Consider the following 25,654-nt stretch of genomic DNA (forward strand, 5'->3'; position numbering starts at 1 on the left):
CCGCCGCTGAGCGGCTACTCAGGCCACCGGTATGATCCCACTAAACCTACTCATTTAGTGCATATTGCTCGGGAGTGATGGTGAACAGCAAGCTCGCCGGCGTCGTGGCCGCACTGGCGCTCGTTCTGGTCGCGTGCGGCTCCGGCCAGGAAGGTCCGGCGGGAGGCGGCGCCACGCCCGACGCCGCGGCCGTGATCGAGATCGGATCCCTGTACGAGCCCCAGAACCTCGACAACACCGCCGGCGGCGGGCAGGGCGTCACCGAGGCGTTCAACGGCAACGTGTACGAAGGATTGTTCCGGCTGACCGACGCGGGCAAGGTGGACAACCTCCTCGCCAAGGAGTACGCCGTCTCCGACGACGGCCTGACCTACACCTTCGAGCTGCGCGACGGCGTCACCTTCCACTCCGGCAAGGCGCTGACGGCGGCCGACGTGAAGCACAGCATCGAGCGCGTCACCGCCGATGACTCCCAGTCGGCGCGCAAGAGCAACCTCGAGGTGATCGAGTCCGTCGAGGCGCCCGACGACGGCACCGTGGTCGTCAAGCTGGCCCACAGGTCGGTGTCGCTGGTGTACAACCTCACGTACGTGTGGATCGTCAACGCCGGCGCCAAGGACCTGGCGACCGCCGAGGACGGCACGGGGCCGTACACGCTGGGGGCCTGGAAGCGCGGCTCCACGCTCAGCCTCGACCGTTTCCCCGGCTACTGGGGCACGCCGCCGGCCAACGGCGGCGTGGTGTTCCACTACTTCACCGACGCCACGGCGCTCAACAACGCGCTGCTGACCAACGCCGTGGACATCGTGACCAGCCAGCAGAGCCCCGACGCGCTCGAGCAGTTCACCGGCAACCCCGACTACAAGGTCAGTGAAGGCCACTCCACCACCAAGCTGCTGCTCGCCTTCAACGACAGGAGGGCCCCCTTCGACAAGCCGCTCGTGCGCAAGGCTGTCTCGTCGGCCATCGACGACGCCAAGCTGCTGGAGTCGATCTGGGCGGGGCACGGCAGCCTGATCGGCTCGATGGTGCCGCCCACCGACCCGTGGTACGAGGACCTCACCAAGGTGAACCCGTACGACGTGGAGCTGGCCAAGCGGCAGCTCGCCCAGGCCGGCTACGCCAAGGGTCTCCGCTTCACGCTCGACACCCCCAGCTACGACCCCCACCCGACGGCCGCCGCGTTCATCAAGAGCGAGCTGGCCAAGGTCGGCATCACGGTCGACATCAACGTCATCACCGCCGACGAGTGGTACTCGAAGGTGTACAAGAACCACGACTTCGCCGCCACCCTCCAGGAGCACGTCAACGACCGCGACGTGGTCTGGTACGGCGACCCCGGCTTCTACTGGGGCTACGACGACGAGCAGGTGAGCGAGTGGATCAAGGACGCCGAGCGCGCCAGGACCCCTGAGGAGCAGACGGAGCTGCTGAAGAAGGCCAACCGGCGGATCGCCGAGAACGCGGCCAGCGACTGGCTCTACCTCTACCCGCAGATCGTGGTGGCCGCGTCGAACCTGTCCGGCTACCCGGTCAACGGCCTGAACTCGCAGTTCTACGCGTACGGGATCAAGAAGAGCTGATGGGGCGCTACCTGCTGCGCCGCACCGCGTTCCTGCTGGCGTCGCTGCTGCTGGCGGCCTCGCTGCTGTTCGTGCTGCTACGGCTGCTGCCCGGCGACCCGGCCAACGCGCTGGTGTCGGTCGGCGCGACGCCGGAGCAGCTCGCCGCGGCACGCCGGCAGCTCGGCTCCGACCTGCCGCTGCCCCAGCAGTTCGCCTCGTGGCTGGGCGGCCTGGCCAGGCTCGACCTCGGCACGTCGTTCGTCAGCAAGCTGCCCGTCGGGTCCGAGATCGCCGCGCGGCTGAACGTCACCGTGCCGCTGACGCTGCTCGCGTTCGTGCTGGCCGTCGTGGTCGCCCTGCCGGTGGGTTTCCTGGCCGCGTGGCGGTCGGACCGCTGGTACGGGCCGCTGCTGAACGGGGTCGCGCAGCTCGGCGTCGCGGTGCCGGTGTTCTGGATCGGCATGCTGCTGGTGACGGTGTTCGCGCTGCGGCTGCGGGTGTTGCCCGCGGGCGGCTTCCCGCGCGAGGACTGGGCCGAGCCGGGGCGGGCGCTGACGTCGCTGCTGCTGCCGGTCGTCACGATCGCGCTGGTGATGTCGGCCTCCCTGATCCGTTACGTGCGCTCGGCCACCGTGGACGTCCTGGGCAGCGACTTCCTGCGCACGGCCAGGGCGATGGGCGAGTCGTTCGGCTGCGCGATGTGGCGGCACGGGCTGCGCAACGCGTCGGTGCCCGTCATCTCCATCCTGGGCATCGAGCTGGCGACCACGTTCCTCGGGGCGGTGGTCGTGGAGAGCGTGTTCACCCTGCCCGGCCTCGGCACCCTGTTGGTCGAGGGCATCTCCGAACACGACTACCCCGTCATCCAGGGTGTGCTGGTGGTGAGCACGCTCGCGGTGCTGCTGATCGGCTTCGCGGCCGACGTCGTCCAGCGGCTGGTCGACCCGCGGTTGCGCGCGCACGTCGGGGGAGGCCGTTCGTGAAGGGCCGGCACACGTTCGCCGCCGGGTGCGTGCTGGTCGGCCTCGTGCTCGCCGTGGCCGTCGTGTCGCTGGTGTGGCTGCCGTACGATCCGTCGGACACGACGGGCGGGCGGCTCGCGCCCCCGGGCGGCGAGCACCTTCTCGGCACCGACAAGCTGGGCCGCGACCTGCTGACCCAGCTCATGGTGGGCGCCCGCATCGCGCTGACGGTGGGCGCCGGCTCCGTGCTGGTGGGCGGGGTGCTGGGCGTCGCGGCAGGGCTGCTCGCCGGGTTCGCCACCCGCTGGCTGGACGACGCGCTGTCGGCCGCGCTCGACATCCTCATCGCGTTCCCGACGCTGCTGCTGGCCATGCTGGTGGTGGCGGTGCGCGAGGCGTCGCTCGGCTCGGCGGTCGTCGCGATCGGCCTGGCCATGTCGGGCGTCGTGGCGCGGCTGACCCGGGTGCTGGTCAAGCGCGTGCTCGCCCAGGACTACATCACGGCCTCGCGAACGTCCGGCACCCCGTGGCCGCGCCTCGTGACCGAGCACGTGCTGCCGAACATCTGGCCGACGCTGCTCGTCAACCTGGCTCTCCAGCTCGGCCTGGCCGTGCTCGCGGAGGCGTCGCTGTCCTACCTCGGGCTGGGCCCACCGCCGCCGAACGCCTCATGGGGCCGGCTGCTGCAGGAGGCGCAGGCCACGGTGCTGACCGCGCCGCTCGGCGCCATCGCCCCCGGGCTGCTGCTCGTCGTGCTCGTGGTGGGCGTGAACCTGGTCGCCGACGGGCTGCGCGACCTGGCCGACCCTACGCGGAGGAGCAGCCGATGACCCTGCTGCGGGCGGACGACCTGTCGGTACGCCACCCGGACGGCCACGACCTGGTCCGCGGCCTGTCGTTCGCCGTCGAAGCCGGCGCGCGGCTCGGCCTGGTCGGCGAGTCGGGGTCCGGCAAGTCGCTGACCGCGCTCGCCGTCATGGGGCTGCTGCCCGCGGGCATGACGGCCGCTGGCGGCGTGGTGCTCGGCGGGACGCAGGTCGTCGGCGCGTCCGGCAGGACGCTGGACCGCGTGCGCGGCCGGTCGGCGAGCATGGTCTTCCAGGAGCCGCTGACCGCGCTGGACCCGCTGATGCGGGTCGGCCGGCAGGTCGCCGGGCCGATCAGGCGGCGGCGCGGCCTGCGCGGCGGCGCGCTGCGGGCCGCCGTCATGGACGCGCTGTCCGAGGTACGCCTGCCCGAGCGGGTGGCGGGGGCGTACCCGCACGAGATCTCCGGCGGGCAGCGCCAGCGGGTGGCCATCGCGATGGCGCTGGCCTGCGAGCCCGAGCTGCTCATCGCCGACGAGCCGACCACGGCGCTGGACGTGACCGTGCAGGCGGAGGTGCTGACGCTGCTGGACGGGCTGGTGGCGGGCCGGGGTATGGCGCTGTTGTTCATCAGTCACGACCTGGCCGTGGTCGCCGACGTGGCCGACCGGATCGTGGTGCTCAAGGAGGGGTCGGCGGTGGAGTCGGGAAGGACGCGGGACGTCGTACGGGAACCGCGGCACCCCTACACGCGCTCGCTGGTCGACAGCGCGTGGGCGCTGGAGGGTGAGCTGGATCGGCTGGCCCCATGACCGGCACCAGAGCGGGAGCCCCGGAAAGCAGCGGGGCAAACGGCGGGGCAGGCGGCGGGGACGTGCCTGTGCTGGAGGCCAGCCGGGCGGGCTTCTCCTATCGGGGCGGGCGGCCGGTGCTGGAGGACGTGTCCGTCTCCGTGACGGCGGGGCGCAACGTGGCGCTGGTCGGCGAGTCGGGCGCGGGCAAGACGACGCTGCTGCGGCTGCTGCTCGGCCTGGCCAGGCCGAGCACTGGGCGGATCCTTTTCGACGGCGCGGAGCTCGCGCCGCGCGACCGCGCGTTCCGGCGCGCCGTGCAGCCGGTGTTCCAGGACCCGTACTCCTCGCTGGATCCACGCCAGCGGGTGGGCCGGATCGTTTCCGAGCCGCTGCGCTCGCTGGGCCTGCCGGCGGCGGGGTCGCGGGCGGCCAGGAGGGCCGAGGCGGCCGAGCGCGCGGCCGAGGCGCTGGAGTCGGTGGGCCTGCCCGCCGACGCGGCGCGCCGTTACCCGCACGAGTTCTCGGGCGGGCAGCGTCAGCGCATCGCGATCGCGAGGGCCGTGGTGTGCGGGCCCCGCGTGCTGCTCGCCGACGAGCCCGTCAGCGCGCTCGACGTGTCGACACGGGTGCGGGTGGTGGAGCTGCTGGCCGAGCTGGGCAGGAGCAGAGGGCTGACGCTCGTGGTCGTCTCGCACGACCTGAGCGTGGTGGCCGCGCTGTGCCCGGAGGCGGTGGTCGTCGAGAGCGGGCGGGTGGTGGAGAGCGGACCGACCGAGCGGGTGCTGGGCTCGCCCGCCCATCCGTACACGCGGCGGCTGGTCGAGAGCGTGCCGAGACTCAGCCGCGCCGCCCGCCTCAGGTAGCGAACGTCACCCGCCGCGCCGCCGCTTCAGGTAGCGGATGTCCCCCCCGAGCAGCGCGGCCACCAGTGCGGGGCGTACGTCTTGACCCGGGTGCGCTCGCTCCACAGGGCCCTCGCGCACGTGGGTGCGGGTGGCACCGTCGAGCCTGAGCCCGATGGACGCCTCGGCGGCCGGCAGGATGAACCCGGCGCCCGCCCATCGCCTCGAAGGCCAGAGCGGGCGACCTAGGGGGCGCCGCCGTCCTGGGCGAGTGCACGCAGTTCGGGGCCGTAGGCCGGGTGCGCGAGGGCGGCGGCGAACTGGGCTTTCAGATAGTTGAGCGGCGATCCCGTGTCCCACCAGGTGCCGTCGATGACCTGCCCGTACACGGGGTGCGTCCGCGCGTGGTCGTGCAGGGCGCCGGTGAGGTAGATCTCGCCCTTAGGGTGCCGGTGCCACGCCCGCGTCCTGGCCTCCAGCTCGTCGATGACCCCCGGCGTGACGACGTATCCGCCGATCGCGGCGTAGCGGGAGGGAGCCTCGTCAGGGGCCGGCTTCTCCACGAGCCCCGAGATCAGGAGCCGGCCGTCTCCGAGATCCTCCTTCACGATGGGGACGCCGTAGCGGGAGGCGTCCTCGAGCTCCATCGGCATCAGCGCCAGGACCGGGGCGCGCGTAGCCTCGTACGCGGCCTTCAGCTGCCGCGCCCGTGGCACCTCCGCCACGAAGACGTCGTCGGCCCACAACACCATGAACGGCTCGTCGCCGATGACCCTGGCGGCGTTCAATACCGGGGTGCCGTTGCCGTAGGGGCCGTTCTGGTGGAGGTACGTGATGTGGGCCAGGGACGACACCTCGCCGACCGCGTCGGCCAGATCGTGTTTGCCCGTGGCGCGCAGTTGCAGTTCGAGATCGGGATCGGGAGCGAAATGCTGCTGGATGAGGCTCTTGCGGCCCGACGTGACGATGATGATGTCGTCGATGCCCGAGTCCACGAGTTCCCTGATGGTGTGCTCGATGACCGGTTTGTCGCCGATCGGCAGCATCTCCTTGGGAAGCGCCCGGGTCAGCGGCAGCAGGCGGCTGCCCAGACCGGCCACCGGAATCACGGCTCTGCGGACCACGTGTGTTCTCCCTTGATCGCGGACCCGACATTATCTGCCCGCCAGCCGGGGATCGAGGCCGTGACGTGGGTCACGCGCCGCAGGCGGCCGGTACGTCCGCGGCCAGCCGCGCCGCCGCGTCGATGGTGCGGCCGATCTCCTCGGGGTCTGCCCCACCGAGGCGAGCAGCTCGCCGGCCGGGCTGCGATCGGATGGAGATCCGGTACGCGCACGGGGCCGAGCCTACCCGGCCGTTTGACAAAGTTTTTTGTCGGTGACATGGTTCGTCCATGGACGAAGTGGCGGTGATCGAAGACCCCGCGGCGGCCGAGGCGTCCCTGGACCCCATGCGCTCGAAGCTGCTGGCCGAGCTGGTGGAGCCCGGCTCTGCCACATCGCTGGCCGCCAGGGTGGGCCTGGCCCGGCAGAAGGTCAACTACCACCTGCGCACGCTGGAGAAACACGGCTTGGTGGAGCTCGTCGAGGAGCGCAGGAAGGGCAACGTCACCGAGCGGGTGATGCAGGCCACCGCGGCGTCCTTCGTGATCTCGCCGACCGCGCTGGCCTCCATGCAGCCCGACCCCGGCCGGTCGCCCGACCGGCTCTCCGCGCGGTGGCTGCTGGCGCTGGCGGCGCAGCTCGTACGCGATGTCGGCGCGCTGATCAACGGGGCGGCCCAGGCGCGCAAGCGGGTGGCGACGTTCGCCATCGACGGGCAGGTGCGTTTCGCGTCGGCGGCCGACCGGGCGGCGTTCGCGGAGGAGCTGACGCAGTGTGTGACGTCGCTGGTCAGCAAATATCATGACGAGTCCGCAGCGGGGGGGCGTGATCACAGGCTGGTCGTGGCCGTGCACCCCGCCGTGAAGGAGCAGTGACGTGGGGCACGAGTTCGAGCTGCCCCAGGAGGCGCTGGTCGAGGCGGACCCCGGAGAGGTGTGGGAGGCCATCTCGACGGGTCCGGGCATGGATTCGTGGTTCATGGGCCGCACCGAGGTGACCGGCGGGGTGGTCCGCACGGCCTTCGGCGGCTTCGCGCTGCCGGAGTCCACGGTGACGGCCGCCGAGCCCGGCAAGCGCTTCGCCCACGGCAGCACCAGGGGCGAGGACGGCCGCTTCGTCGCCTACGAGTTCCTCATCGAGGGGCGCGGCCGGGGCAGCACGCACGTCCGCCTGGTGACCAGCGGGTTCCTGCCCGGCGACGACTGGCAGGACGAGTTCGAGGCCATGTCCAGAGGCATGGAGATGTACTTCGCGACGCTGGTCGAACGTCTCGGCCACTTCGCGGGACGGGCGGCGACGCCGGTCACGGAGTTCGGGCCGCCGGTCGGCGACTGGCCGCGCGCCTGGGAGCTCCTGCACACCGCTCTCGGCGGCCCGCCGTCCCCCGGCGACCGCGTGCGGTTCGGCCCCGGGCCGGTCGAAGGGGTGGTGTACTTCCGCAACTCCCAGACCCTCGGAATCCGGGCAGACCATGCGATCTACCGGTTCCTCCAGGGTTTCCACGGTCCCATGATCGCCGCCCACCTGCTCTTCGACGACGCGGGCGCGGGCGAAGGCGAGGGCGAACGCTGGCGGGCGTGGCTGGGCGAACCGTACGCGCAGGAGACGTGAGGCTCACGGCGACCGGGGCATGAAGGCGGGCATGAAAGTCGTCGCGCTGTCCGATACGCACGCGCCCAGGCGCTGGCGCTCCTGCCCGCCCCGCGTCGCCGAGCACGTACGCGGCGCGGACGTGATCCTGCACGCGGGAGACGTCTGCGTCCCCTCGGTCATCGACGAACTGGCCGCCTACGCCCCCGTGCACGTGGTGAAGGGCAACAACGACGGCCCCGACCTCGACGCGCCGGCGACCCTGGAGCTGACCCTGGACGGCCTGCGCATCGGCATGATTCACGACAGCGGCCCGGCCAAGGGCCGCCTGCCCCGCATGCGTCGCCGCTTCCCGCGCGCGGACCTGGTCGTGTTCGGTCACTCGCACATCCCGCTCGACGAGTCGGACGGCGACCTGCGCATCTTCAATCCCGGCTCCCCCACCGACCGCCGCCGCCAGCCGCACGGCACGCTCGGCTTGCTCACCATCGAGGACGGCACGCTCACCAGGGCCGAGATCGTGCCCGTCACCTGACGACGTCGTCGCGCGACTTGTCGAGGTTGGCCTTGAGCTCCTCCATGACCTTGGCGTAGCCGAGGTGGCTGTAGCGTTCGGCCGCGTGCCACGGGTAGAGCTGGCCGGCCTTGACCGCGGGCAGCTTGGCCCAGGTGGGCTTCCCGGCCATCTCGTCGACCTTCATCGACTGGGCGCGGGCGTCCACCAGGATCACGTCGGCGTCGTACTTGTCGGCGTTCTCCCAGCTCAGCACCTCCCAGAAGCCGCCCTCGCTCTCCGTGGGCCGGTCCGGTGAGACGATGTTCAGGCCCAGCTCGCCCCAGTACTTGATGTCGGGGTGGTCGGGCAGGTAGGCGACGTACAGGTTGTCCGGGGTGCCTGTGACGATCATCACCTTCAGGTCCGGCCTGGCGGCGGCGAGCGTTCTCAGCGCTTCACCGGCCGCGTCGAAACGCTTCTTGGCCTCTGCCACGGGGGCGGCCTCCGGATCGGCGCCGAGGGCGGCGGCCAGCCTGCCGTACGTCTCGATGATCTCCGGCAGGGGCTTGCCGCTGAGCTGCACGCCGACCGTGGGGGCGATCTGGTCGACCACCTTGACCGACTCCTCGGGGACGTACCAGAGGGTGTCCTTCTGGTACATGCCGTCCACCAGGAGGTCGGGCCGCAGCGAGGCGTACTTCTCGATGTTGAACTCGCCCCACACATTGCCGATCGACTCGACCGTGGAGATGTCGACCTCGCCCACCTCGGGGTCGCGACCGCCGCCCTTCAGCCGGTGCGGGCCGAACACCGCGACGGGCCGCACGCCGAAGTCCCACAGCGCCGCCGCCGCGCCCGACTGGGCGACGACGCGCCGGGGCCGCGCGGGGAGGGAGATGTGTTTGCCCCGGTCGTCGGTCCAGGTCCACGGCCCCTGACCGGACGCGGAAGGCGCGGAGGGCGCGGAGGGCGCCGCGGCTGACGGCGGGGCGGTCCCGCCGCACGCGCTGACGCCGAGCAGTGTGGCGGCGCCGACGGCGGCCAGGATGCGTCGCGGGACAGTGGCCATGGAATCTCCTCGTCGCGGCAATCTTCGCCCTGATGGACGATATATTAGATTAGCCTTACCTAACCGAAAAGTCCGGGCTGAAGGTCCTGCACGCCGGGACGGCGGAGGAGGCACGGCGGCTGCTGGCGCCGCCGTACCGGGCGACGGGCCCTGCGGGCCGCGGAACTGGCGGGGACGGTGGAGATCCGGCACTGGGGCGGGGCGCCGGCCAACGTCCCCGCCTGACCTCGCCGCACGCGTACAGACTTCCGTCGGAGGTGTGCGGCTGGGCCTGCCGCCACTGCTCGCCCCGCGTGAGCGCCGCCGGCGACGGGCGGGCGCTCTGCTCTGAGGGAGCCGCGTCGGCACGGCCGCGGCGCGGCGGCCGTGCCGCTGCGATCTCATCCCGGCACGATCGCCGGGCGGGGACGGCCTATGGGCGCATCCCGCGGTCGGAGACGTGTTCCGAGGTGCCGACGTGGCGCTGTTTACGCATGCCGGCCAGACCCAGCAGGCCCAGCAGACCCAACAGGCCCCACAGGCCGGCGTTACCGCCTCCGTCCCTCTCTTGCTGTGGCGCGGGTGTGACCTGGCTCTGCGCGACGGTGTCGACCGGTGTGTCGGCCGTCGCCGCGGCGGCCGGGACGAGCGTCAAGAAGAACGCCAGGCCCAGCCCGGTGAGCGTCTTACGCATTGGGTTTCCCCCGATCCGGCGGTCTCACAACCGCGGAGACCGCCTATCACGCCTTCCCCCCGGAAGGCTACCGATAGCGGGGCGATCTCCATTTCCCCTGCTAGATGGCCTCTACCATCGTCACGCCCGCCTCAAACGCCTTCTCCCGCCGGGCGGGGCCGAGGCACGCCCGCTCGTACGACGGGCGCGGCGATCCGGGCCCGCCGCCCTTCGGTCCTCCGGCAGCCGGTCCCCGCGGGCGTGCCGGGAAATCCGGTTTCCTCCGTCACCGGCGTGTCGTTACACTCCCCCCATCGAACGCCGTACCGCATCGATGAGGGAAAGGAGCCGGCCGTGCGCCACCACAGCACCGCTGCCGTCGTCCCTCCGTCGCGGCACGAGGTGATCCTGGTGTCTTCGTCGTCCCGATGCCGGCTGCGCGGCCGCCATCGGACGCCCTGACGAAGCGACCTCGCCACCCTCGCGGGCCTGATCCCGCGCCGGGATTCTCAAACGGACCGGGCTCCTCCGGCCGTGCTTCGTCCGGGAGATCGCGCTGTCCTGTTCGACGACGCCCCGAAAGGGTCATCGACTGTGCGTGCTCACCTTTCCACCTCTCTCACGACCGTTCGCAATCTCGGCATCCTCGCCCACGTCGACGCCGGCAAGACCACCGTCACCGAGCGGATGCTGTTCCTCGCCGGCGCCACGTACAAGCGCGGCGAGGTGCACGACGGCACCACCGTCACCGACTTCGACCCCCAGGAGCGCGACCGCGGCATCACGATCTTCGCCGCGGCGGTGAGCTGCGACTGGGACGGGCACCGGATCAACCTCATCGACACCCCCGGCCACGTCGACTTCTCCGACGAGGTGGAACGCTCGCTGCGGGTGCTCGACGGCGCGATCGCGGTGTTCGACGGCGTCGCGGGCGTCGAACCGCAGAGCGAGTCCGTGTGGCGGCTGGCCGACCGGTACGGCGTGCCGCGGATCGCGTTCGTCAACAAGCTCGACCGGGCGGGCGCCGACCTGGACGCCGCGGTCGAGTCGATCCGCCGGCGGCTGCATCCCGCGCCGCTCGTGGCGCAGCTGCCGATCGGGCGCGAGGACGGCTTCTCCGGCGTCGTCGACCTGGTTCGGATGCGGTCGCTGGTGTGGACAGGCGGCGCGTACGAGGTGGGCGAGGTGCCGGAGGGACTGCGCGAGGAGGCGCTGCGGCGGCGCCGGCTGCTGGAGGAGTCGGTCGCCGAGTTGCACGCGCAGGCGCTGGAGGAGTTCTGCTCGGGCACGTCGATCTCCGACGGCACGCTGGCGGCGGCGCTGCGCGACCTGACCCGCACCGGCGCGGGCCTGGTCGTGCTGTGCGGCTCGGCGTACCGGGACCGCGGGGTGGAGCCGCTGCTCGACGCGGTGGTGGCGTACCTGCCCTCGCCGCTGGACGTCCCGGCCGTGCGCGGGCAGGACGGCGAAGAACGCCCGGCGGATCCGGCCGCGCCGCCGGTGGCGCTGGTGTTCAAGGTGAACGCGACCGCCACCGGGCGGCTGACCTACGTGCGGATGTACTCGGGCACGATCCGGAAGGGGGACACGGTGCTGGACGCCGGCACGGGCCGTACCGAGCGGATCAGCCGCATCCTGCGCGTGCAGGCCGACCGGCGCACCGAGGTGGAGCGTGCGGTGGCCGGGGACATCGCCGCCGTCGTCGGGCCGAAGACGGCCCGGACGGGGACGACCCTGTGCGCGCCGGGCTCGCCCCTGGTGCTGGAGCCACCGGGCGCGGCCGACCCCGTGGTGTCGGTGGCGGTCGAGGCCCGCAGGAGCACCGACGCCGACCGGCTGGGCTCGGCGCTGGCGCGGCTGGCCGAGGAGGATCCGTCGCTGACGGTCCGTACCGACGCCGAGACCGGGCAGACGCTGCTGTCGGGGATGGGCGAGCTGCACCTGGAGGTGGCGGTGGAGAAGGTCCGCCGCGACCACGGGCTGGCCGTCGGCGTCGGCCGGCCGCAGGTCGCGCTCAGGGAGACCCTCGTACGCGGCGTGTCCGGCCTGCTGTACCGGCACGTCAAGCAGGACGGCGGCGCAGGACAGTACGCCCACGTCGTGATCGACGTGGAGCCGCTGGCCGAGGGCGACTTCGCCTTCTCCTCGACCGTCACAGGCGGGCGGGTGCCGCGCGAGTACGTGCGCGCGGTCGAGGCCGGCTGCCGGGACGCCCTGGCCGACGGGCCGCTCGGCGGGCATCCGGTGACGGGCGTGCGGGTGAGGCTGACCGACGGCGCCACCCACACGAAGGACTCCTCGGAGCTCGCCTTCCGCACGGCCGGCCGGCTGGCGCTGCGCGAGGCGCTGCGAGCCGGCACGATGGCGCTGCTGGAGCCGGTGGCCGAGGTGACGGTCACGGTGCCGGACGACGCGGCCGGCGGGGTGCTGGGCGACCTCGCGGCCCGGCGCGGGCGGATCTCCGGCTCGACGACGCGGTCGGGCACGGTTGTGATCACCGCGATCGTGCCGCTGGCCGAGGTGTTCGGCTACGCGACCCGGCTGCGCAGCCGCACCCAGGGCAGGGGCACCTTCACCGCCCGCCCGGCCGGCTACGCCCCGGCCCCGTAGGAACCGGCCCGTAGGAACCGGCCCGCAGGAACCGGCCCGCAGGAACCGGTCTGTAAGGGCCGGACCCGGCCGGCGCATCGGGCGCCGCTCGCCGGGTGGTGCGCGCGTGCGGCCCCGTCGCGGGGGCGGGGCCGCACGTGTCCCCGTGGCGGCCAGGCCAGGGACGGCCGGCGCGGACACCGTGACGGCGCGGTCACGGGGTCGTCAGGGTGGAGCCCGTGACCGCGGCCGACCAGTACAGTGCCCTGGCCACCTGCGGGAACTGCCCCTTCGGGTGGTTGCGGAACAACGGCTCGGTGCCGAAGAGCACCACGGCCGCCCCCCGTTCGTCCCTGCCGCTGATCACGGCCGCCTGGCCTCGCGCCGCGTCCTGGCCGCCGGCGCCGTCGGGGCCGGGCCGCCAGTGGCCGGAGACGAGCGGCCCGTCGGCGGCGTACGACTGCTCGGCCGTGACCTCGGCCCCGAGCGCGGTGAACCAGCGCGGCGAGTACACGAACGCGTGCCCGGCCCACCCGGCGCCGGCGGGGCCGCCGGAGGAGACGGTGCGCACGACCCCGTTGGCGTCGCCGCGGCCGGCCACCGCGGTCGCGGTGAGGAGCCCGGCGGCGGCGTTGAAGGCCGCGCCCGTGCCGCCCCTGGCGACCACGCCGCCGGTGGCGAGGAACGCGTCGAGCGCCGTTCTGGCCTCGGCGTCGAGCGCCTGGTGGTTCAGCCCGCTGGAGACGAACAACACGTCGATCCCGCTCCAGTCGAAGCCCTCGTTGAGCACGGCGGTGGAGACGGGGGTGACGTCGAAGCCGAGCTCGCGCAGGGTGAACAGCTCGTCGGCGGACGCGGCGGCGGCGATCCGCACCCGCGGCAGGGGCGTGCCGTGCGTGGACGTGGCGCGGGCGAAGCGCACGCCGTAGCGATCGGACACCGTGGTCGCGGCCTGTCTTGCGGCGGCGGGCACGATCGCGGTGCCGTCGCCTCCCCAGGTGACGGAGACGCCGCGGGCGAGCAGGTCGTTCAGCGCCATGACGTCCTTCGCGTCGCTCACCTGGAGGGCGAGCGGCCCGCGTGTACGCGGCAGCGAGCCGGTCGGCGCGGCGGCCTGGACCGGGTCGGCGCGCACGCGCAGGGAGGTGACGCCGTCCACGCGGGCGCCCCACAGCAGGGCGTGGCTCCAGCCGGATATGTCGTACATGGCGTCCACCCGGTCCGAGATGTCGGCGCCCGCCTCCAGCATCACGTTGGCCAGGCCGCGTTTGGGCTGGCGCATGTCCACGACGTAGGAGCCGGCCGGGTAGGTCGTGCCGTCCGCCCTGAACACGTGCCTGGCCCGCCCGACCCGCACGTCGTTCGCGATCAGGTGGTCGACGAGGCGCGCGGCCGCGGGAGCGGAGCGCTCGCCGGTGATGACGTACGCCCGGGGGAAGGTGGTGGTGTAGACGTCCTCGGGACCGAAGCCGGGCACGATGCCGAGCGGCACGGCCCTGGACGGCTCGCCTGCCGCGCCCCGGCGGAACACCTCGATCTGCCCGGCGATCAGCTGGTCGTGCCCGGCCCGCACGAACCCGTACGTGGCACGGATGGCGGCGGCGGCCACGTCGGTGTTGATCGCCGAGCGGCGGCGCAGTTCCTCGACCGGCTGCTGGGTGTAGTCGGAGCCGTTGACCCTGAGCGGGATCTCGACGGTGTGCGCGGCGACCGCGCCGTGGAACGGGGCGTACTGCGGGGTGAAGATCGGCGGCCAGTCGTCCCAGCCCTCGGCGGAGTCGCGGAACGGGATCTGCGCGGGGTGCACGCCGTCCTTCTCCACGGTGTAGCCGAGCGCGTTGACCGCGGCTTCCATGCCGAGCCCGTTGGCGTAGGTGTGGGTGATGAACAGGTCGTACTCGTAGTTGGCGCCGTGCGGCGGGGTGGTGGGCTCGATGAGCGTGCCGTTGACGTAGCCGTGCAGGTCGATCATGGCGACCGGCTGGGTGTCGATCATCACCTGGCGCATCGCCCGCACCTCGGGTTGTGAGGCGGTGACGAAGTCGCGGTTGAGGTCGAACCCGGCGCTGTTGGGGCGCACGCCGGCGACGCGCCCGTCGGGGTTGGCGGTGACGTTGAAGTACAGCCTGGTCGTGGCGAGCAGCCGGGCGGTCTCCGGATCGCGGCTGGTGGCGAGCTCCTCGATGGTGCGCAGGGCGGCGTCGGTGCCCTCCCACTCGTTGCCGTGGATGTTGGCGTTGACGAACAGCGGCGCCTTGTAGCGCCCGGCCAGCTTCCTGTCGCGGGCGGCGGCGGCCGGGTGCTCCTCGATGCGGTCGCGGATGCGGGCCTGCTCGCGGGCTTCGGCGGCGCTCTCGGGGGCGGTGACGGTCACGAGGTAGAGGTCGCGGCCCGCGGCCGAGCGGCCGATGATCTCGGCGCTCACCCGGTCGCCGCGCCACTGCAGGTCGTTGAGCCTGGGCGCGATGCCGTGGTAGGGCACCAGGCCCAGCTTGACGGAGGCGTCGGCGGGGTTCTCCGCGGGCACGGGCAACCGTGTCCGCCGGGGGTATCCGCGGTCGCGGGACAGCCCGTACGGCTGGTCCGTACCGGCCCCGGCGCGCGACGTGCCGGGCCGCTCGGGCAGGCCGGCTGCGACCTCGTTCCGTTCGGGGCCGTTGCCGAAGTCGCGCACGGCGGCGGGCGGCGGCTCGGCCGGTTCGGCGGTCCCGGTCCGCGGGACGGCGAGGAGCGCCGCCGAGACGGCCACTCCCAGGACAGCGGTGGCGAAGCGCAACGCGACCTCCAGAGGCTCAGCGTTCCCGGTAGTCGGCGGCCACCCCGACGAGCGCGATGAGCCCGGAGGCGAACTCCATCGCCTCGGCGTGCCCCTCGCTGAACGGCGGCTGGAAGCCCACGCCCTCCCACCTGCGCGTCCCGGGGTTCCACAGGTCGGCGCCGACCTCGAAGTCCCATCCGTAGACGCCGTGGTCGTACCAGAGCTCGTCGGCGGAGTTGCCGGCCGCCGAGTACAGCACGTCGGTCACGGGACCCGTCTGCTGCGGCCAGGTGACCGTGCCGCGTTCGGCGGCGATGGCCTCCTCGATCGTGCGGGCCGAGCGCAGGAAGTACGCCAGGTCCTGCTCCGACGGCCTGGGGAGGGTGACGCGGCCGTCGAGCTTGTAGGCGCCGGGCGGCCACATGAAGTAGCCGCCGTAGCTGTGGACGTTCAGGGCGAACCTGATGTTGGGGTACGTCCGCGCCAGCCAGATCACGTTGCGGCTCTCCGGCTCGGAGTGCTCGGCCGGTCCCGCGTACGTGCCGCTCTGGCAGTTGGCCGAGGCGCCGAAGTAACCGTCGTGCAGCGAGCCGACGGCGTAGTTGCGGTTGACGTCCACGCCCCAGGTGTTGCGCGAGGCCGGGTCGGACTGCGCGGCGGGGCAGTGGTTGGTCATGTTCTTACGCTGGGCGTTGAAGTCGTAGAAGCTGTAGTTGGCGCCGTCGGGGTTGACGGTCGGCACGATGAAGACGTCGGTGCGCTCCAGCAGCCGGCGGGTCGCCTTGTCGCGGGCGTGGTTGCGCAGCAGCCGCTCGGCCGCCTCGATGGTGACCAGGGGCGTCACCCATTCCCTGGCGTGCTCCTGGGCGTAGGCGAGCACGCCGGTGCGCGAGCCGTCGCGGTGCGCGCCGATGCGCAGCGCCAGCACGCGCGCCGGCTCGCGGGAGACGTCGGCGGGCGCCTGGAGGAAGTCGCTGAGCCGAGCGGGCGGCGCGGGCGCCATGACCCCGCTTCCGGCGTCGTCGCGGTAGGTCGTGGCGGTGAGGCCGGCGCCCTCCGTGGTGTTGATCGCGGCGGCGACCTGGGCGGCGGTGCTGACCGGCGTGCCGGAGCCGTCGGTGGCCAGGCTGACGGTGACGAGCTTGCCGTCCACGTTCACCCGCAGCGGCCGGTCCGGGGCACCGGGGGCGGCCAGCTCGACCGACAGGTCGTTGCCGCCTTCCGAGCCGTAGGCGGCGGAGGTGACCACGACGGCCGCCGCGGGCGGAGCGCCGATGAGGGCCTGGGCCTGACGCCGGTAGCCGTTGGTCCGGTACGGCAGCGTGATGATCTCCGTGAGCCTCGGGTAGCGCCGGTGCAGGCTCTTGACCCGCTCGTCGAGCTGCGCGGGCGTCATGTACTGGGTGACGAAGTCGCGTTGGTACCCGTGGCCCTCGCGGTCCGGCCGCTCGCCGTCGGGCCACTCCTTGACCCGCGCCTCGGCCTTGCCGCCTCCGGCCGAGGTGACGGTGACCCACCGTGGCCTGCCGTCCGCCGGGACGGGGGCGCTGAGCTGGTGGCCGAGGTACGCGCCCGCGTCGACGTACGCGACCATGGGCGCCTGCCCATGGGATTCGCGCGCACCCTTCCACGTCACGCTGAGCGTGGCCGCCTGCCCCACGTTGCTGGACGCCTCGACGGACAGGAAGTAGCCCCCGCGTGACCTGAACCAGACCGCCCGCTCGATGACGATCTGGTCCTTGCCCGCGGTGGTTCCGGGCCGGGCCTGCGGCGGGGCGCCGGGCGCGAGGGTGGCGCCCAGCGACCTCAGGCCGTCGAGCTGGCCGGGAGTGACGACGGCGTCGACCTGGATGCTGCCGTCGGGCTGCGGGCGTACCCGTTCTGTGAGGTCGGCGCCCGAGGCGACCAGGCGGTCGAACGCGGCCTGGTCGGGAACGGCGAGCGTGACCAGCGAGGCCGGCTCGGGGTCGGTGGGCCCTGAGGCGAGTGCTGAGGAGGCCGGGGCGGCCGGCCCGGCGGCGGCGAACGTCGTGAGCACCATCATCAGAACGACTGCGGACGCCCGTGCAGCGCGCATCGGCCCCTCCTGGATCGCCGTATGGAGATCATTGAAGGACGACTTGACCCGCCGGGCAAGACCCAGACCGCTCCCGGCGTGGCTCAGGAGGCCGTGACGTGAGGGACCTCCTGGTAGACGGCCCAGTCGGCGCTGATCGCGCCGGCCGCCTTCAGCAGCAGCGGCAGGTGCACCTCGGTCAGCTTGTCGATGGAGGTCTCGGCGGCGTGGGCGTTGACGTTGACGGCCGCGATGACGTTGCCGAGCCCGTCTCTGAGCGGCGCGGCGACCGACCGGATGCCGAGGGCGAGTTGCTCGTCCGTCATCGCCCAGCCCTTGGCCCGCACCTCGCGCAGCACCGCGTCGCGCTCCTGCGGATCCGGCCGCCAGCGCGGCTCGATGCCGGAGCGGCTGGGCTCGGTGAGGACCCGCTCCACCTCGGCGGGTGAGAGCGCGGCGAGCAGCACCTTGCCCAGGGACGTCTGCAGTGCGGGGAAGCGGGTGCCGATCTGCACCGACAGGGCGACGATCTTCGGCACGGCGACCCTGGCGACGTAGACGATGTCGGAGCCGTCGAGCTGGGCGATCGAGGAGGACTCGTGCGTCTGCATGACCAGCCGCTCCAGGTGGGGCCTGGCGACCTCCCACAGCCCCATGGAGCGCACGTAGGTGACGCCCAGCTCCAGCACCCGCGGTGTGAGGGCGAACCCGCCCGCCTCCTGCCGGGCGTAGCCGAGCTCCTGGAGGGTGAGGAGGATGCGGCGGGCCGTCGGCCTGGCCAGGCCGGCGGCCGTCGCCACCTCCGTCAGGGACATGACCGGGCGCCCGGGCTGGAATGCCCTGATGACATCGAGGCCGCGGGCCAGCGCCTCGATGAAGTCAGGTCCGGTGTCGCCGCGTGCCATCGATGCCCTCTCGTTCGGATCCGCCTGCTCCGACTTTAGACGGTCGGCCTGGTCGGCATGGTCGTCCGTCCGCACGGCGGCAGGTCACAGGCGGTGCGTGGAGTCGCTGCGGTAGTCGGTGTACGTGTAGGGGTTGTCGAGGATCTTTGTGGCGGGGATGTCAGGGTTCATACCCTTCTCCCATGCCTCGTCGCCCATCGCGGAGCGCAGGTGCTCGACCGTCCGCTCGACCTGCCGGCGGGCCGCGGCCAGATCGACGCCGACGAGGCGATGTTCGTGCTTGACCACCCGGCCGTCGACCAGGACGGTGTGCACGTCGCCGCGCTGCGCCTGGAACGCGACGTGGCCGAACGGGTTGAGCAGCGGGAACGACACCGGCGACGCGTCGTTCTTGATGAGCACCAGGTCGGCCTTCTTGCCGGGTTCGACCGTGCCGAGGTCGTCGCGGCCGAGCGCGCGGGCGCCGCCCCTGGTGGCCCAGGTGACGACCTCGTCGGCGCGCAGGCCGCAGTGCGTGACGGTGTCGCCCTTGGCGTGAGCCTCCAGGTGCTCGCGTGAACGGTCGGCGCCGAGGGTGGCGCGCATGGCCGAGAACAGGTCGCCGCTCCACCAGACGCTCGTGTCCATGGACAGCGACACCGGGATGCCGTGGGCGCGGATGGCCCACGTGGGCGGGTAGCCCTGCCCGGCGCTCTGCTCGCTCTCCGTGGAGACCGAGATGGAGCCTCCGGTGGCCGCGATGCGGTGGTAGGAGTCGGCCGACAGCGAGGCCGCGTGCACGTAGATGGTCTCGGGGGTCATGAAGCCGTGCTCGTACATCAGCTTGATGCCGTCGTCGCTGGTGGCCCCCCACACGCCGGCGTGCGTGGTGACGGGCACGCCGAGTTCGCGGGCGACCTCGAAGGCGGACTTCTCCGGGAACGACGGGTCGCCTAGCACGTCGAAGGCGAGCTGGAAGCCGAGCAGGTCGTCGCCGGTGACGCGCCGGGCGACGAAGTCGCGGAACTCGGGGGTGGCCGTCCACTCGGCGGGCGGCTGCTGGATGTTGCCGTACGCGAGCACGTACCGGCCGGGGACGGACTGCAGCGCGTCGGCGGCGGCGTCGGCGTGGTCGACGGTCTGCAGGCCGTGCGACCAGTCGACGACGGTGGTGACACCGGCGTCCAGGGCCTCGACGGCGGCCAGGGTGTTGCCCGCGTGCACGTCCTCGGGCCTGAAGAGCTTGCCGTATTCCAGGTAGAACCAGACGAAGTACTGGGTGAGCGTCCAGTCGGCGCCGTAGCCGCGCATCGCGGTCTGCCACATGTGGCGGTGGGTGTCGATCATGCCGGGCATGACGATGCCGCCCGAGGCGTCGATCTCGATGGCGTCCTGCGGGGCCTGCAGGTCCTGGCCGACGGCGGCGATCCTGTCCCCGGTGACGAGGACGTCCGTGCCGGGCAGCACCCGGCGCCCGTCCATGGGCAGCACCGTGCCGCCGCGCAGCACCACGGGGCGTCCGGAGTCGAAGTCGTTCATGGCACGCTCCTCGCTGGCGAACAGTTGTCCGCTATACGGTCATCGTCACTGTGATGAGCGTTCGCCCGGCTGTCAAGGTGCTTGACGTCATAGCCTTTAGATGCTGGGATCGGCTGGGCGGACATATGTCCGTTCAACGGACGCGAGGATGGGACTCGATGACTGACACCGAGCCGCGGGGGCCGCTGTCCGGCGTGCTGGTCGCCGACTTCTCCAGGGTCCTGGCCGGGCCCTACGCCACGATGTTGCTGGCGGACATGGGAGCCGACGTCATCAAGGTGGAAGGGCCCGGCGGGGACGACACCCGCACGTGGACCCCGCCCGCCAGGGGCGAGGCGTCCACCTACTACCTGGGGGTCAACCGCGGCAAACGCTCCATCGCCCTCGACCTGCGCGACGAAGGCGACGCCGAGGCCGCCAGGGAACTGGCCGGACGCGCAGACGTCCTGGTGGAGAACTTCCGGCCGGGCGGGCTGGACAAGTACGGCCTCGGCTACGACGCCGTGCTGGCCGCCAACCCCGGCATCGTGTACGCGTCGATCAGCGGCTTCGGCTCAGGGGCCGGGGCACGGGTGCCCGGCTACGATCTGATGGTGCAGGCCATGTCGGGGCTGATGAGCCTCACCGGCGAGCCGGACGGGCCGCCCTACCGGGCCGGCATCTCCGTGTTCGACGTGATGGCCGGCAACCACGCCGTCATCGGCATCCTGGCCGCGCTGCGCCACCGCGAGGCCACAGGGCGCGGCCAGCACGTCGAGGTCAACCTGATGTCGTCGGCGCTGACCGGGCTGGTCAACCAGAGCTCGGCGTACGTCGCCGGAGGCGTGGTCCCGTACCGGATGGGCAACGCCCACCCGAGCGTGTTCCCGTACGAACCGCTGCCCACGGCCGACCAGGACCTCATCGTCGCGGCCGCCAACGACGGCCAGTTCCGCAAGCTGTGCGAGGTGCTCGGCATCCCCGAGGTGGCCGATGACCCGCGCTTCGCCCGCAACGCGAGCCGCACGGCCAACCGCGAGGAGCTGCGGCCGATCCTGGTCGAGCGGCTCGCCCGGCGCTCCGCGGACGAGTGGTTCGACCTGCTCGTGGAGGCCGGTGTGCCCTGCGGGCCGATCAACACGATCGACGGCGGGTTCGCCGCGGCGGAGCGGTTCGGGCTCGACCCGGTCGTCGTGGTGGGCGAGGGCGAGCGGGCGGTGCCGACGACGCGGCATCCGATCCGGTTCTCCGAGACGCCCGCGGGCTACGCGCTGCCGCCGCCCGAGCTGAACGAGCACGGCGCCGAGCTGCGCACGTGGCTCGCCGAGGAGCGGCGGTCATGACGCCCAGGGACTACCCCACCGCTCTCGGGGCGTCGTCGCCCACGTCGATCACGCTGCTCGGGCACGACCTCGCCGCCGACGTGATGGGCGAGGTGGGCTTCGGCGAGCTGGCCTTCTGGCTGGCCACGCAGCGCCGCCCGTCGCGGGGCGAGGTGCGGGTGTTCGAGGCGGTGCTGGCCGCGCTGGCAGACCACGGGTTCACGCCGACGGCCATCGTGACGCGGCTGACGTACCTGTCGGCGCCCGACTCCGTGCAGGGGGCGCTGGCCGCCGGGCTGCTCGGCGGCGGCTCGCGGTTCCTCGGCGTCACCGAGGACTGCGGGCGTTTCCTCGCCGGCGTGCTCAAGGAGCACGACCCCCTCCCCTCCGACGACGCCGGCTGGGACGCGCTCGCGCTGGAGACCGTGACGGCCTGGCGTGAGTCGGGGCGGCGCGTGCCCGGCCTCGGCCACCACGTGCACAAGGACGGCGACCCCCGCACGCCGCGGCTGTTCGAGATCGCGGCAGAGGAGGGCCTGTACGGCCCGCACCTGTCGCTGTTCGCCGCGGTCGGCCGGGTGCACCCGCGCGTGCTGGGCAGGACGCTGCCGCTCAACGGCGCCGGTGTCTGCGGCGCCGCGCTGGCCGACCTCGGGCTGCCGCTGGAACTGCTGCGCGGGTTCGCCCTCCTGGCCAGGACCGCCGGGCTGATCGGCCAGCTCGCCGAGGAACTACGGCACCCCGTGGCCAACGACATCTTCCTGTCCGTGGACCTGAACAACCGGTCCGTGCCCCCCGACCCCTACGGAGAGTCGCATGGCTGAACTCGTCGCGGTCATCGCATCCACCCACCACCCCTTCTACTACCGCGCCAGCACCTCCACGGGTGAGGACCGCCCGCCCTTCGCCGACGAGTGGGTGCGCAAGGTCGAGGCGTTCCGCGAGACTCTGACCAGGGCCAGGCCCGACGTGCTGGTCATGGTCGGCTCCGACCACTTCCACCAGCTGTGGCTGGACAACATGCCGCAGTTCCTCGTCGGCAAGGCGCCCTTCTACGACGCGAACTTCTACAACGAGGAACGCGAGTTCGGGCTGCCCAGGATGGTGTTCAGCGGGCAGGAGGAGCTGTCGGCGTACATCCTGCGCGAAGGCCTCGACGCGGGCTTCGACCTGGCCTTCTCCAACGAGCTGCGGATCGACCACTCGATCACGTGCCCGATCATCACCCTGCGCCCGCAGAACGACCTGCCGATCGTGCCCGTCTACACCAACATCTTCGCCCCTCCCCTGCCGCAGCCGAAACGGTTCGTGCAGCTCGGCCGGACCATCAGGGAGCTCGTCGAGTCGTGGCCCTCCGGCCAGCGGGTCGCCGTCATCGGCACCGGGCACCTGTCGCTCGAACTTGGCGGGCCGCGCCAGTTCGGGCCGCACGGCCCCGACCCCGAGTTCGACCGCAGGGCCGTCGAATGGATCTCCACCGGCGACCTCGAAGGCTGCCTGTCGGAGGTCACGCTCGACAGCCTGTGGGAGCCCGGCAACGCCACCCACGGCTTCATGGACTTCATGCTGATGATGGGAGTGGCCGGCGAGGGGAAGAAAGCCGACTATGTGGATACGTACGACCTGTTCCACACCATGGAGGCGTACTTCACCTGGTACCCGAACGGAGGTGACGGGTCATGAGCAAATACCTGCTGAACAAGTTCCTCTTCACCGTCGACCGCGACCCCGAGCTGGTCGAGCGCTACCGCGAGGAGCCGCGCGCCACGGTGGAGATGTGGGAGGCCGAGTACGCCAACCGCATCCTCGGCTGCCACACCGGCGAGTCGTCGACGTGGCTGCGCTTCGACGACGTCGAACGCGAGGCGCTGGCCGCCCACGACTACCCGAAGTTGTTCGAGCTGGGGGCTCATCCGTTCCTCACGCTGACGTTGTTCATCGCGATGTTCGAGCGCGACCATCCGCCGCTGGGCTTCCAGAAGGAGTACGCGCGGCGGTTGTCCCACATGAGCCTGCCGTACCCGGACATCGCCACATGACGGAGGTCGCCTGCCTTTCCGCCCGGGGCGGCCCTGCCACGGGGGTGGTGTCGTGATGCGGGCCGTGCTGATCGAGACGTGCGGCCGGCCGCCGGTGGTGGCCGAGCGGCCCGCGCCCGTGGCGGCTCCCGGAGCGAAGAAGGTCGGGGTCATCGCCGCCCCGATCACCCCGCTGGACCTGCTGTGCGCGGGCGGGGCCTCCTACTTCGGCACGCCCGCCGTCCCCTACGTGCCCGGTGTGCAGGGTGTCGGCACCGTGGGCGGGCGGCTCGTGTGGTTCCCCACGTCGGCGGGGATGGCGCCAGGCGACGGCAGCATGGCGGAACTGGCGGCGGTGCCCACCGGGGACCTCGTGGAGCTGCCCGGCGGCGCCGACCCATTCGCCGTGGCCGCGCTGGGGTTGTCGGCCGTGGCCGCGCACATGGCGCTGACCTGGCGCGGCGAGCTGGCCGCCGGCGAGCAGGTGCTGGTGCTGGCCGGCGGGGGCGTGGTGGGGCAGGCGGCCGTCCAGCTCGCCCGTCTCGCGGGCGCCCGCCGGGTCGTCGCAGCCGCCCGCTCACCGCGGGCCCGCGAACAGGCCGGGCAGGCGGGCGCGGACGCCGTCGTCGCCCTGGACACCGACGACGTGGACGCGCTGGCCGCCCGCTTCACCGCCGCCTGCGAAGGGCCGCTGGACCTGGTGCTCGACCCGCTCTTCGGCGTCCCGGCCGCGGCGGCGGCCCGCGCCCTGCGCCCCGGGGGCCGGCTCGTCAACCTCGGCGGGTCGGCGTCGGAGACGTCCCCGCTCGACTCCGCCACGCTGCGCAGCCGGTCGCTGCGGGTGCTCGGCTACACCAACAACGAGCTGACCAGCGAACAGCGGGCCGGCGCCATCGCCCTGATCGCCGGCCGGGTGGCCGAGGGGCGGCTGTCGGTGGCGCACGAAACCGTACCGCTGGAACAGGCTCCCGAAGCCTGGCAACGCCAGACGGCGGGCGAGGCCGTGGGCCGCATCGTCCTCAGCGCCACCTGAACGGACCCGCCCTTTGACCGGCTCGGGCCGGCGGGTGGTTCAGGCCAGCTGGGCGACTCCGGAGCGGGGGGAGGACAGCACCGGCACTCCCCCGTCCGCCCGCGTGACGATCCCGGCCATCGACGCCTGGGCGAGCACCACGACGTCCACCTGCCGGGCGAGCCGGCCGAATCCTTCGAGGACCAGGGCGTCGTGACGGGCCGGGTCGCCGCCGCGCAGCGCCTCGAAGGCGCCGTCGCACAGGTGCGGAACGATCTCCCGCGGCGCCTCGCGGCGGGTGGCCGCGCGCCGTACCAGCCGGGTGGTCGGGCCGAGCGTGGTGGCGAGCGTCGCCAGCACGCCGATCCGGTCGCCTGCTCGCACCGCCTCCTCGGCCATCGGCTCGTCGATACGCAGGATCGGCAGCTCGGCCAGCGGGCGCGCCCGTTCGGCGGCCTCGCCGATGGAGCTGCAGGTGACGAGCAGCGTCCCGGCTCCCGACTCCTTGGCGTACATCGCGTACGAGACCAGCCGGCGCAGCACGTGCGGGGGCGGGCCGTCGTTGGCGATGGTGTCCTGGAGCAGGCTCTCGTCGGCGAAGTGCATGATCCGCGCGCTGGGCCGCACCTCGGCGGCCAGTACGGCCAGCGGCGCGGCGAGCGCGGGCACGGTGTGCAGCATGGCGATCGCCGGCCCAGTGATCGGCCCAGTGATCGGCCCAGTGATCGGCCCAGTGATCGGGGCGGTCATCGGGCGTTCCACGGGCGGGCGTAGGTGTCGACGATGGAGGCCAGCCGCAGGAGCCGGGGCACCGAACGGCTACGCAGCTCGGCGGCCGTGTCCTCGGAGCCGACCACGTCGCTCCAGATCGCGCGCCCGGCCAGCATCCCCGACGCGCCCGACCGGCAGGCCGCCCGGACCGCGGCGGGGAAGTCGTCCCGTTCGACGCCCTGGGAGAGCACCACCCACGGGACGGGGATCGCCTCGTCGAGCCGGGCGCACTCCTCGGCCAGCCGGTCCTCGGGCGCGGCGCCACCGAGCGGAACCTGGGCCTTGTACAGGCTGGGCCGCAGCCCGGCGAGCTCCGCGGCGGCCTCCCGGATCGCGGCGGACCCGTCGAACTCCGCCTCCCGGCCCTGTACGGGCCTGGCCACCCCTTCGAGCACGGAGAGCACGCCCGCCTCGGCACACCGGCGGACGAACGCGGCGGCCGTCTCCAGGCGGCGCTGCCGGTGTTCGTCATCGCGCCAGATGAGCAGCAGCTTGGCCGCGACCGCTCCGGCCCGCCGCGCCTCGGCCAGGTCGATCGTGCCGTCGATCGAGGTGTCCTCGACGGGGCCGTCGGGCGCCTGCCGGAGACTGTCCACGGCGATGATGAGCCCGTCGGGCACCATGCCCTCGGCGGCCACCTGGCCGAAGCCGTACTCCTTGTCGATCAGGAACCCGGAGGCGTGCGGCCCGGCCTCCCGCGCCACCGACAGTTTGAAGCCTGTCAGCGTGTCGTCGTCCACACGTCGCCCCGTGGCCGCGGCGAACATCTGCCTGAGGCTCTCGCGCTGGTCCATCGCGACCATGGCGAACCCGCCGGAGGGGCGGGCCAGCAGGTCCAGCGTGGGGG

At 72.6% G+C, this 25,654-nt stretch carries 23 protein-coding genes; 14 read left to right on the forward strand and 9 right to left on the reverse strand.

Features of this window, described 5'->3' with window-relative positions:
* Nucleotides 1-77 precede the first annotated feature (77 nt).
* Genes E1267_RS08585 through E1267_RS08605 form a run of 5 tightly spaced genes read left to right on the forward strand, consistent with a single transcriptional unit; the run spans nucleotide 78 to nucleotide 4,990 of the window.
* Nucleotides 78-1,583 (forward strand): ABC transporter substrate-binding protein, encoded by a 1,506-nt coding sequence (locus tag E1267_RS08585; protein ID WP_132331547.1) that lies wholly within the window; start codon nucleotides 78-80, stop codon nucleotides 1,581-1,583.
* Entirely contained in the window at nucleotides 1,583-2,548 is a 966-nt protein-coding gene (locus E1267_RS08590) for an ABC transporter permease (RefSeq protein ID WP_132331549.1), read from the forward strand. The genes E1267_RS08585 and E1267_RS08590 overlap by 1 nt, the downstream gene beginning before the upstream one ends.
* On the forward strand, nucleotides 2,545-3,357 hold the full coding sequence (locus tag E1267_RS08595; RefSeq protein ID WP_132331551.1) for an ABC transporter permease: 813 nt from the start codon (nucleotides 2,545-2,547) through the stop codon (nucleotides 3,355-3,357). Before E1267_RS08590 ends, E1267_RS08595 begins: the two co-directional genes overlap by 4 nt.
* The gene (locus E1267_RS08600) at nucleotides 3,354-4,145 is read left to right on the forward strand and encodes an ABC transporter ATP-binding protein (RefSeq protein WP_132331553.1); all 792 of its coding nucleotides are present in this window, start codon (nucleotides 3,354-3,356) and stop codon (nucleotides 4,143-4,145) included. Before E1267_RS08595 ends, E1267_RS08600 begins: the two co-directional genes overlap by 4 nt.
* Nucleotides 4,142-4,990, forward strand: coding sequence for an ABC transporter ATP-binding protein (locus tag E1267_RS08605; protein ID WP_132331555.1), 849 nt, complete (start codon nucleotides 4,142-4,144; stop codon nucleotides 4,988-4,990). The genes E1267_RS08600 and E1267_RS08605 overlap by 4 nt, the downstream gene beginning before the upstream one ends.
* Before the next feature lie 224 nt (nucleotides 4,991-5,214).
* Here the strand turns inward: E1267_RS08605 and E1267_RS08610 are convergent, their stop codons facing one another.
* Nucleotides 5,215-6,093 (reverse strand): UTP--glucose-1-phosphate uridylyltransferase, encoded by an 879-nt coding sequence (locus E1267_RS08610; protein ID WP_132331557.1) that lies wholly within the window; start codon nucleotides 6,091-6,093, stop codon nucleotides 5,215-5,217.
* A 269-nt stretch (nucleotides 6,094-6,362) separates the two neighbouring features.
* Between E1267_RS08610 and E1267_RS08615 the strand changes: the two genes are divergently transcribed.
* Genes E1267_RS08615 through E1267_RS08625 form a run of 3 tightly spaced genes read left to right on the forward strand, consistent with a single transcriptional unit; the run spans nucleotide 6,363 to nucleotide 8,197 of the window.
* A complete protein-coding gene (locus tag E1267_RS08615; protein ID WP_181957762.1) occupies nucleotides 6,363-6,947 on the forward strand; it encodes an ArsR/SmtB family transcription factor in 585 nt (194 codons plus the stop codon).
* Nucleotide 6,948: 1 nt separating this feature from the next.
* Entirely contained in the window at nucleotides 6,949-7,683 is a 735-nt protein-coding gene (locus tag E1267_RS08620; RefSeq protein WP_132331559.1) for an SRPBCC family protein, read from the forward strand.
* Between the two features lie 31 nt (nucleotides 7,684-7,714).
* Nucleotides 7,715-8,197, forward strand: a complete 483-nt coding sequence (locus tag E1267_RS08625) for a metallophosphoesterase family protein (RefSeq protein ID WP_132331561.1) — start codon at nucleotides 7,715-7,717, stop codon at nucleotides 8,195-8,197.
* Here the strand turns inward: E1267_RS08625 and E1267_RS08630 are convergent.
* Both E1267_RS08630 and E1267_RS08635 read right to left on the reverse strand, forming a co-directional pair.
* Nucleotides 8,190-9,227, reverse strand: a complete 1,038-nt coding sequence (locus tag E1267_RS08630; RefSeq protein ID WP_132331563.1) for an ABC transporter substrate-binding protein — start codon at nucleotides 9,225-9,227, stop codon at nucleotides 8,190-8,192. The two genes, E1267_RS08625 and E1267_RS08630, sit on opposite strands and share 8 nt — an antisense overlap.
* Before the next feature lie 412 nt (nucleotides 9,228-9,639).
* Nucleotides 9,640-9,900: a WGxxGxxG family protein gene (locus E1267_RS08635; RefSeq protein ID WP_132331565.1), complete on the reverse strand. Its 261-nt coding sequence runs from the start codon at nucleotides 9,898-9,900 to the stop codon at nucleotides 9,640-9,642.
* A 573-nt stretch (nucleotides 9,901-10,473) separates the two neighbouring features.
* On the opposite strand from E1267_RS08635, the gene fusA reads away from it, so the two are divergent.
* The gene (gene fusA / locus E1267_RS08640; protein WP_132331567.1) at nucleotides 10,474-12,489 is read left to right on the forward strand and encodes an elongation factor G; all 2,016 of its coding nucleotides are present in this window, start codon (nucleotides 10,474-10,476) and stop codon (nucleotides 12,487-12,489) included.
* Nucleotides 12,490-12,682: 193 nt separating this feature from the next.
* On the opposite strand, the gene E1267_RS08645 is transcribed toward fusA, so the two are convergent.
* The 4 genes from E1267_RS08645 to E1267_RS08660 form a co-directional block, all read right to left on the reverse strand.
* Nucleotides 12,683-15,244: a M14 family zinc carboxypeptidase gene (locus E1267_RS08645; RefSeq protein ID WP_181957763.1), complete on the reverse strand. Its 2,562-nt coding sequence runs from the start codon at nucleotides 15,242-15,244 to the stop codon at nucleotides 12,683-12,685.
* Between the two features lie 16 nt (nucleotides 15,245-15,260).
* On the reverse strand, nucleotides 15,261-17,303 hold the full coding sequence (locus E1267_RS08650) for a M14 family metallopeptidase (protein WP_132331571.1): 2,043 nt from the start codon (nucleotides 17,301-17,303) through the stop codon (nucleotides 15,261-15,263).
* An 83-nt stretch (nucleotides 17,304-17,386) separates the two neighbouring features.
* Nucleotides 17,387-18,187, reverse strand: coding sequence for an IclR family transcriptional regulator domain-containing protein (locus tag E1267_RS08655; RefSeq protein ID WP_132331573.1), 801 nt, complete (start codon nucleotides 18,185-18,187; stop codon nucleotides 17,387-17,389).
* Nucleotides 18,188-18,271: 84 nt separating this feature from the next.
* Nucleotides 18,272-19,705, reverse strand: coding sequence for an amidohydrolase family protein (locus E1267_RS08660; protein WP_132331575.1), 1,434 nt, complete (start codon nucleotides 19,703-19,705; stop codon nucleotides 18,272-18,274).
* A 158-nt stretch (nucleotides 19,706-19,863) separates the two neighbouring features.
* Here E1267_RS08660 and E1267_RS08665 point away from each other — a divergent pair, with 158 nt between their 5' ends.
* From E1267_RS08665 to E1267_RS08685, 5 genes are read left to right on the forward strand one after another with little or no spacing between them, the layout of a single operon-like run.
* Entirely contained in the window at nucleotides 19,864-21,027 is a 1,164-nt protein-coding gene (locus E1267_RS08665; protein WP_132331577.1) for a CaiB/BaiF CoA transferase family protein, read from the forward strand.
* Nucleotides 21,024-21,830, forward strand: a complete 807-nt coding sequence (locus E1267_RS08670) for a citryl-CoA lyase (RefSeq protein ID WP_132331579.1) — start codon at nucleotides 21,024-21,026, stop codon at nucleotides 21,828-21,830. The genes E1267_RS08665 and E1267_RS08670 overlap by 4 nt, the downstream gene beginning before the upstream one ends.
* Complete coding sequence (locus E1267_RS08675; RefSeq protein ID WP_132331581.1) at nucleotides 21,823-22,689, forward strand: DODA-type extradiol aromatic ring-opening family dioxygenase; 867 nt, start codon at nucleotides 21,823-21,825, stop codon at nucleotides 22,687-22,689. The genes E1267_RS08670 and E1267_RS08675 overlap by 8 nt, the downstream gene beginning before the upstream one ends.
* Nucleotides 22,686-23,045 (forward strand): hypothetical protein, encoded by a 360-nt coding sequence (locus E1267_RS08680; RefSeq protein WP_132331584.1) that lies wholly within the window; start codon nucleotides 22,686-22,688, stop codon nucleotides 23,043-23,045. Before E1267_RS08675 ends, E1267_RS08680 begins: the two co-directional genes overlap by 4 nt.
* 55 nt (nucleotides 23,046-23,100) lie before the next feature.
* Nucleotides 23,101-24,057, forward strand: a complete 957-nt coding sequence (locus E1267_RS08685; RefSeq protein WP_132331586.1) for a quinone oxidoreductase family protein — start codon at nucleotides 23,101-23,103, stop codon at nucleotides 24,055-24,057.
* 39 nt (nucleotides 24,058-24,096) lie between these two features.
* Here the strand turns inward: E1267_RS08685 and E1267_RS08690 are convergent, their stop codons facing one another.
* Nucleotides 24,097-24,786, reverse strand: a complete 690-nt coding sequence (locus E1267_RS08690) for an aspartate/glutamate racemase family protein (RefSeq protein WP_132331588.1) — start codon at nucleotides 24,784-24,786, stop codon at nucleotides 24,097-24,099.
* A partial coding sequence (locus E1267_RS08695) for a hypothetical protein (protein WP_132331590.1) occupies nucleotides 24,783-25,654 on the reverse strand: 872 nt, incomplete at its 5' end. The genes E1267_RS08695 and E1267_RS08690, both read right to left, overlap by 4 nt.

Origin of the sequence: Nonomuraea longispora (genome assembly GCF_004348345.1) — a bacterium.
GTDB lineage: Bacteria > Actinomycetota > Actinomycetes > Streptosporangiales > Streptosporangiaceae > Nonomuraea > Nonomuraea longispora.

Bases quoted from the DNA above. Each gene is read 5' to 3' on its own strand.
- E1267_RS08585 (WP_132331547.1), top strand. From the start codon at position 78: ATGGTGAACAGCAAGCTCGCCGGCGTCGTGGCCGCACTGGCGCTCGTT.
- E1267_RS08590 (WP_132331549.1), top strand. From the start codon at position 1,583: ATGGGGCGCTACCTGCTGCGCCGCACCGCGTTCCTGCTGGCGTCGCTG.
- E1267_RS08600 (WP_132331553.1), top strand. From the start codon at position 3,354: ATGACCCTGCTGCGGGCGGACGACCTGTCGGTACGCCACCCGGACGGC.
- E1267_RS08605 (WP_132331555.1), top strand. From the start codon at position 4,142: ATGACCGGCACCAGAGCGGGAGCCCCGGAAAGCAGCGGGGCAAACGGC.
- E1267_RS08615 (WP_181957762.1), top strand. From the start codon at position 6,363: ATGGACGAAGTGGCGGTGATCGAAGACCCCGCGGCGGCCGAGGCGTCC.
- E1267_RS08625 (WP_132331561.1), top strand. From the start codon at position 7,715: ATGAAAGTCGTCGCGCTGTCCGATACGCACGCGCCCAGGCGCTGGCGC.
- E1267_RS08630 (WP_132331563.1), bottom strand. From the start codon at position 9,227: ATGGCCACTGTCCCGCGACGCATCCTGGCCGCCGTCGGCGCCGCCACA.
- E1267_RS08635 (WP_132331565.1), bottom strand. From the start codon at position 9,900: ATGCGTAAGACGCTCACCGGGCTGGGCCTGGCGTTCTTCTTGACGCTC.
- E1267_RS08650 (WP_132331571.1), bottom strand. From the start codon at position 17,303: ATGCGCGCTGCACGGGCGTCCGCAGTCGTTCTGATGATGGTGCTCACG.
- E1267_RS08655 (WP_132331573.1), bottom strand. From the start codon at position 18,187: ATGGCACGCGGCGACACCGGACCTGACTTCATCGAGGCGCTGGCCCGC.
- E1267_RS08660 (WP_132331575.1), bottom strand. From the start codon at position 19,705: ATGAACGACTTCGACTCCGGACGCCCCGTGGTGCTGCGCGGCGGCACG.
- E1267_RS08665 (WP_132331577.1), top strand. From the start codon at position 19,864: ATGACTGACACCGAGCCGCGGGGGCCGCTGTCCGGCGTGCTGGTCGCC.
- E1267_RS08670 (WP_132331579.1), top strand. From the start codon at position 21,024: ATGACGCCCAGGGACTACCCCACCGCTCTCGGGGCGTCGTCGCCCACG.
- E1267_RS08675 (WP_132331581.1), top strand. From the start codon at position 21,823: ATGGCTGAACTCGTCGCGGTCATCGCATCCACCCACCACCCCTTCTAC.
- E1267_RS08680 (WP_132331584.1), top strand. From the start codon at position 22,686: ATGAGCAAATACCTGCTGAACAAGTTCCTCTTCACCGTCGACCGCGAC.
- E1267_RS08685 (WP_132331586.1), top strand. From the start codon at position 23,101: ATGCGGGCCGTGCTGATCGAGACGTGCGGCCGGCCGCCGGTGGTGGCC.
- E1267_RS08690 (WP_132331588.1), bottom strand. From the start codon at position 24,786: ATGACCGCCCCGATCACTGGGCCGATCACTGGGCCGATCACTGGGCCG.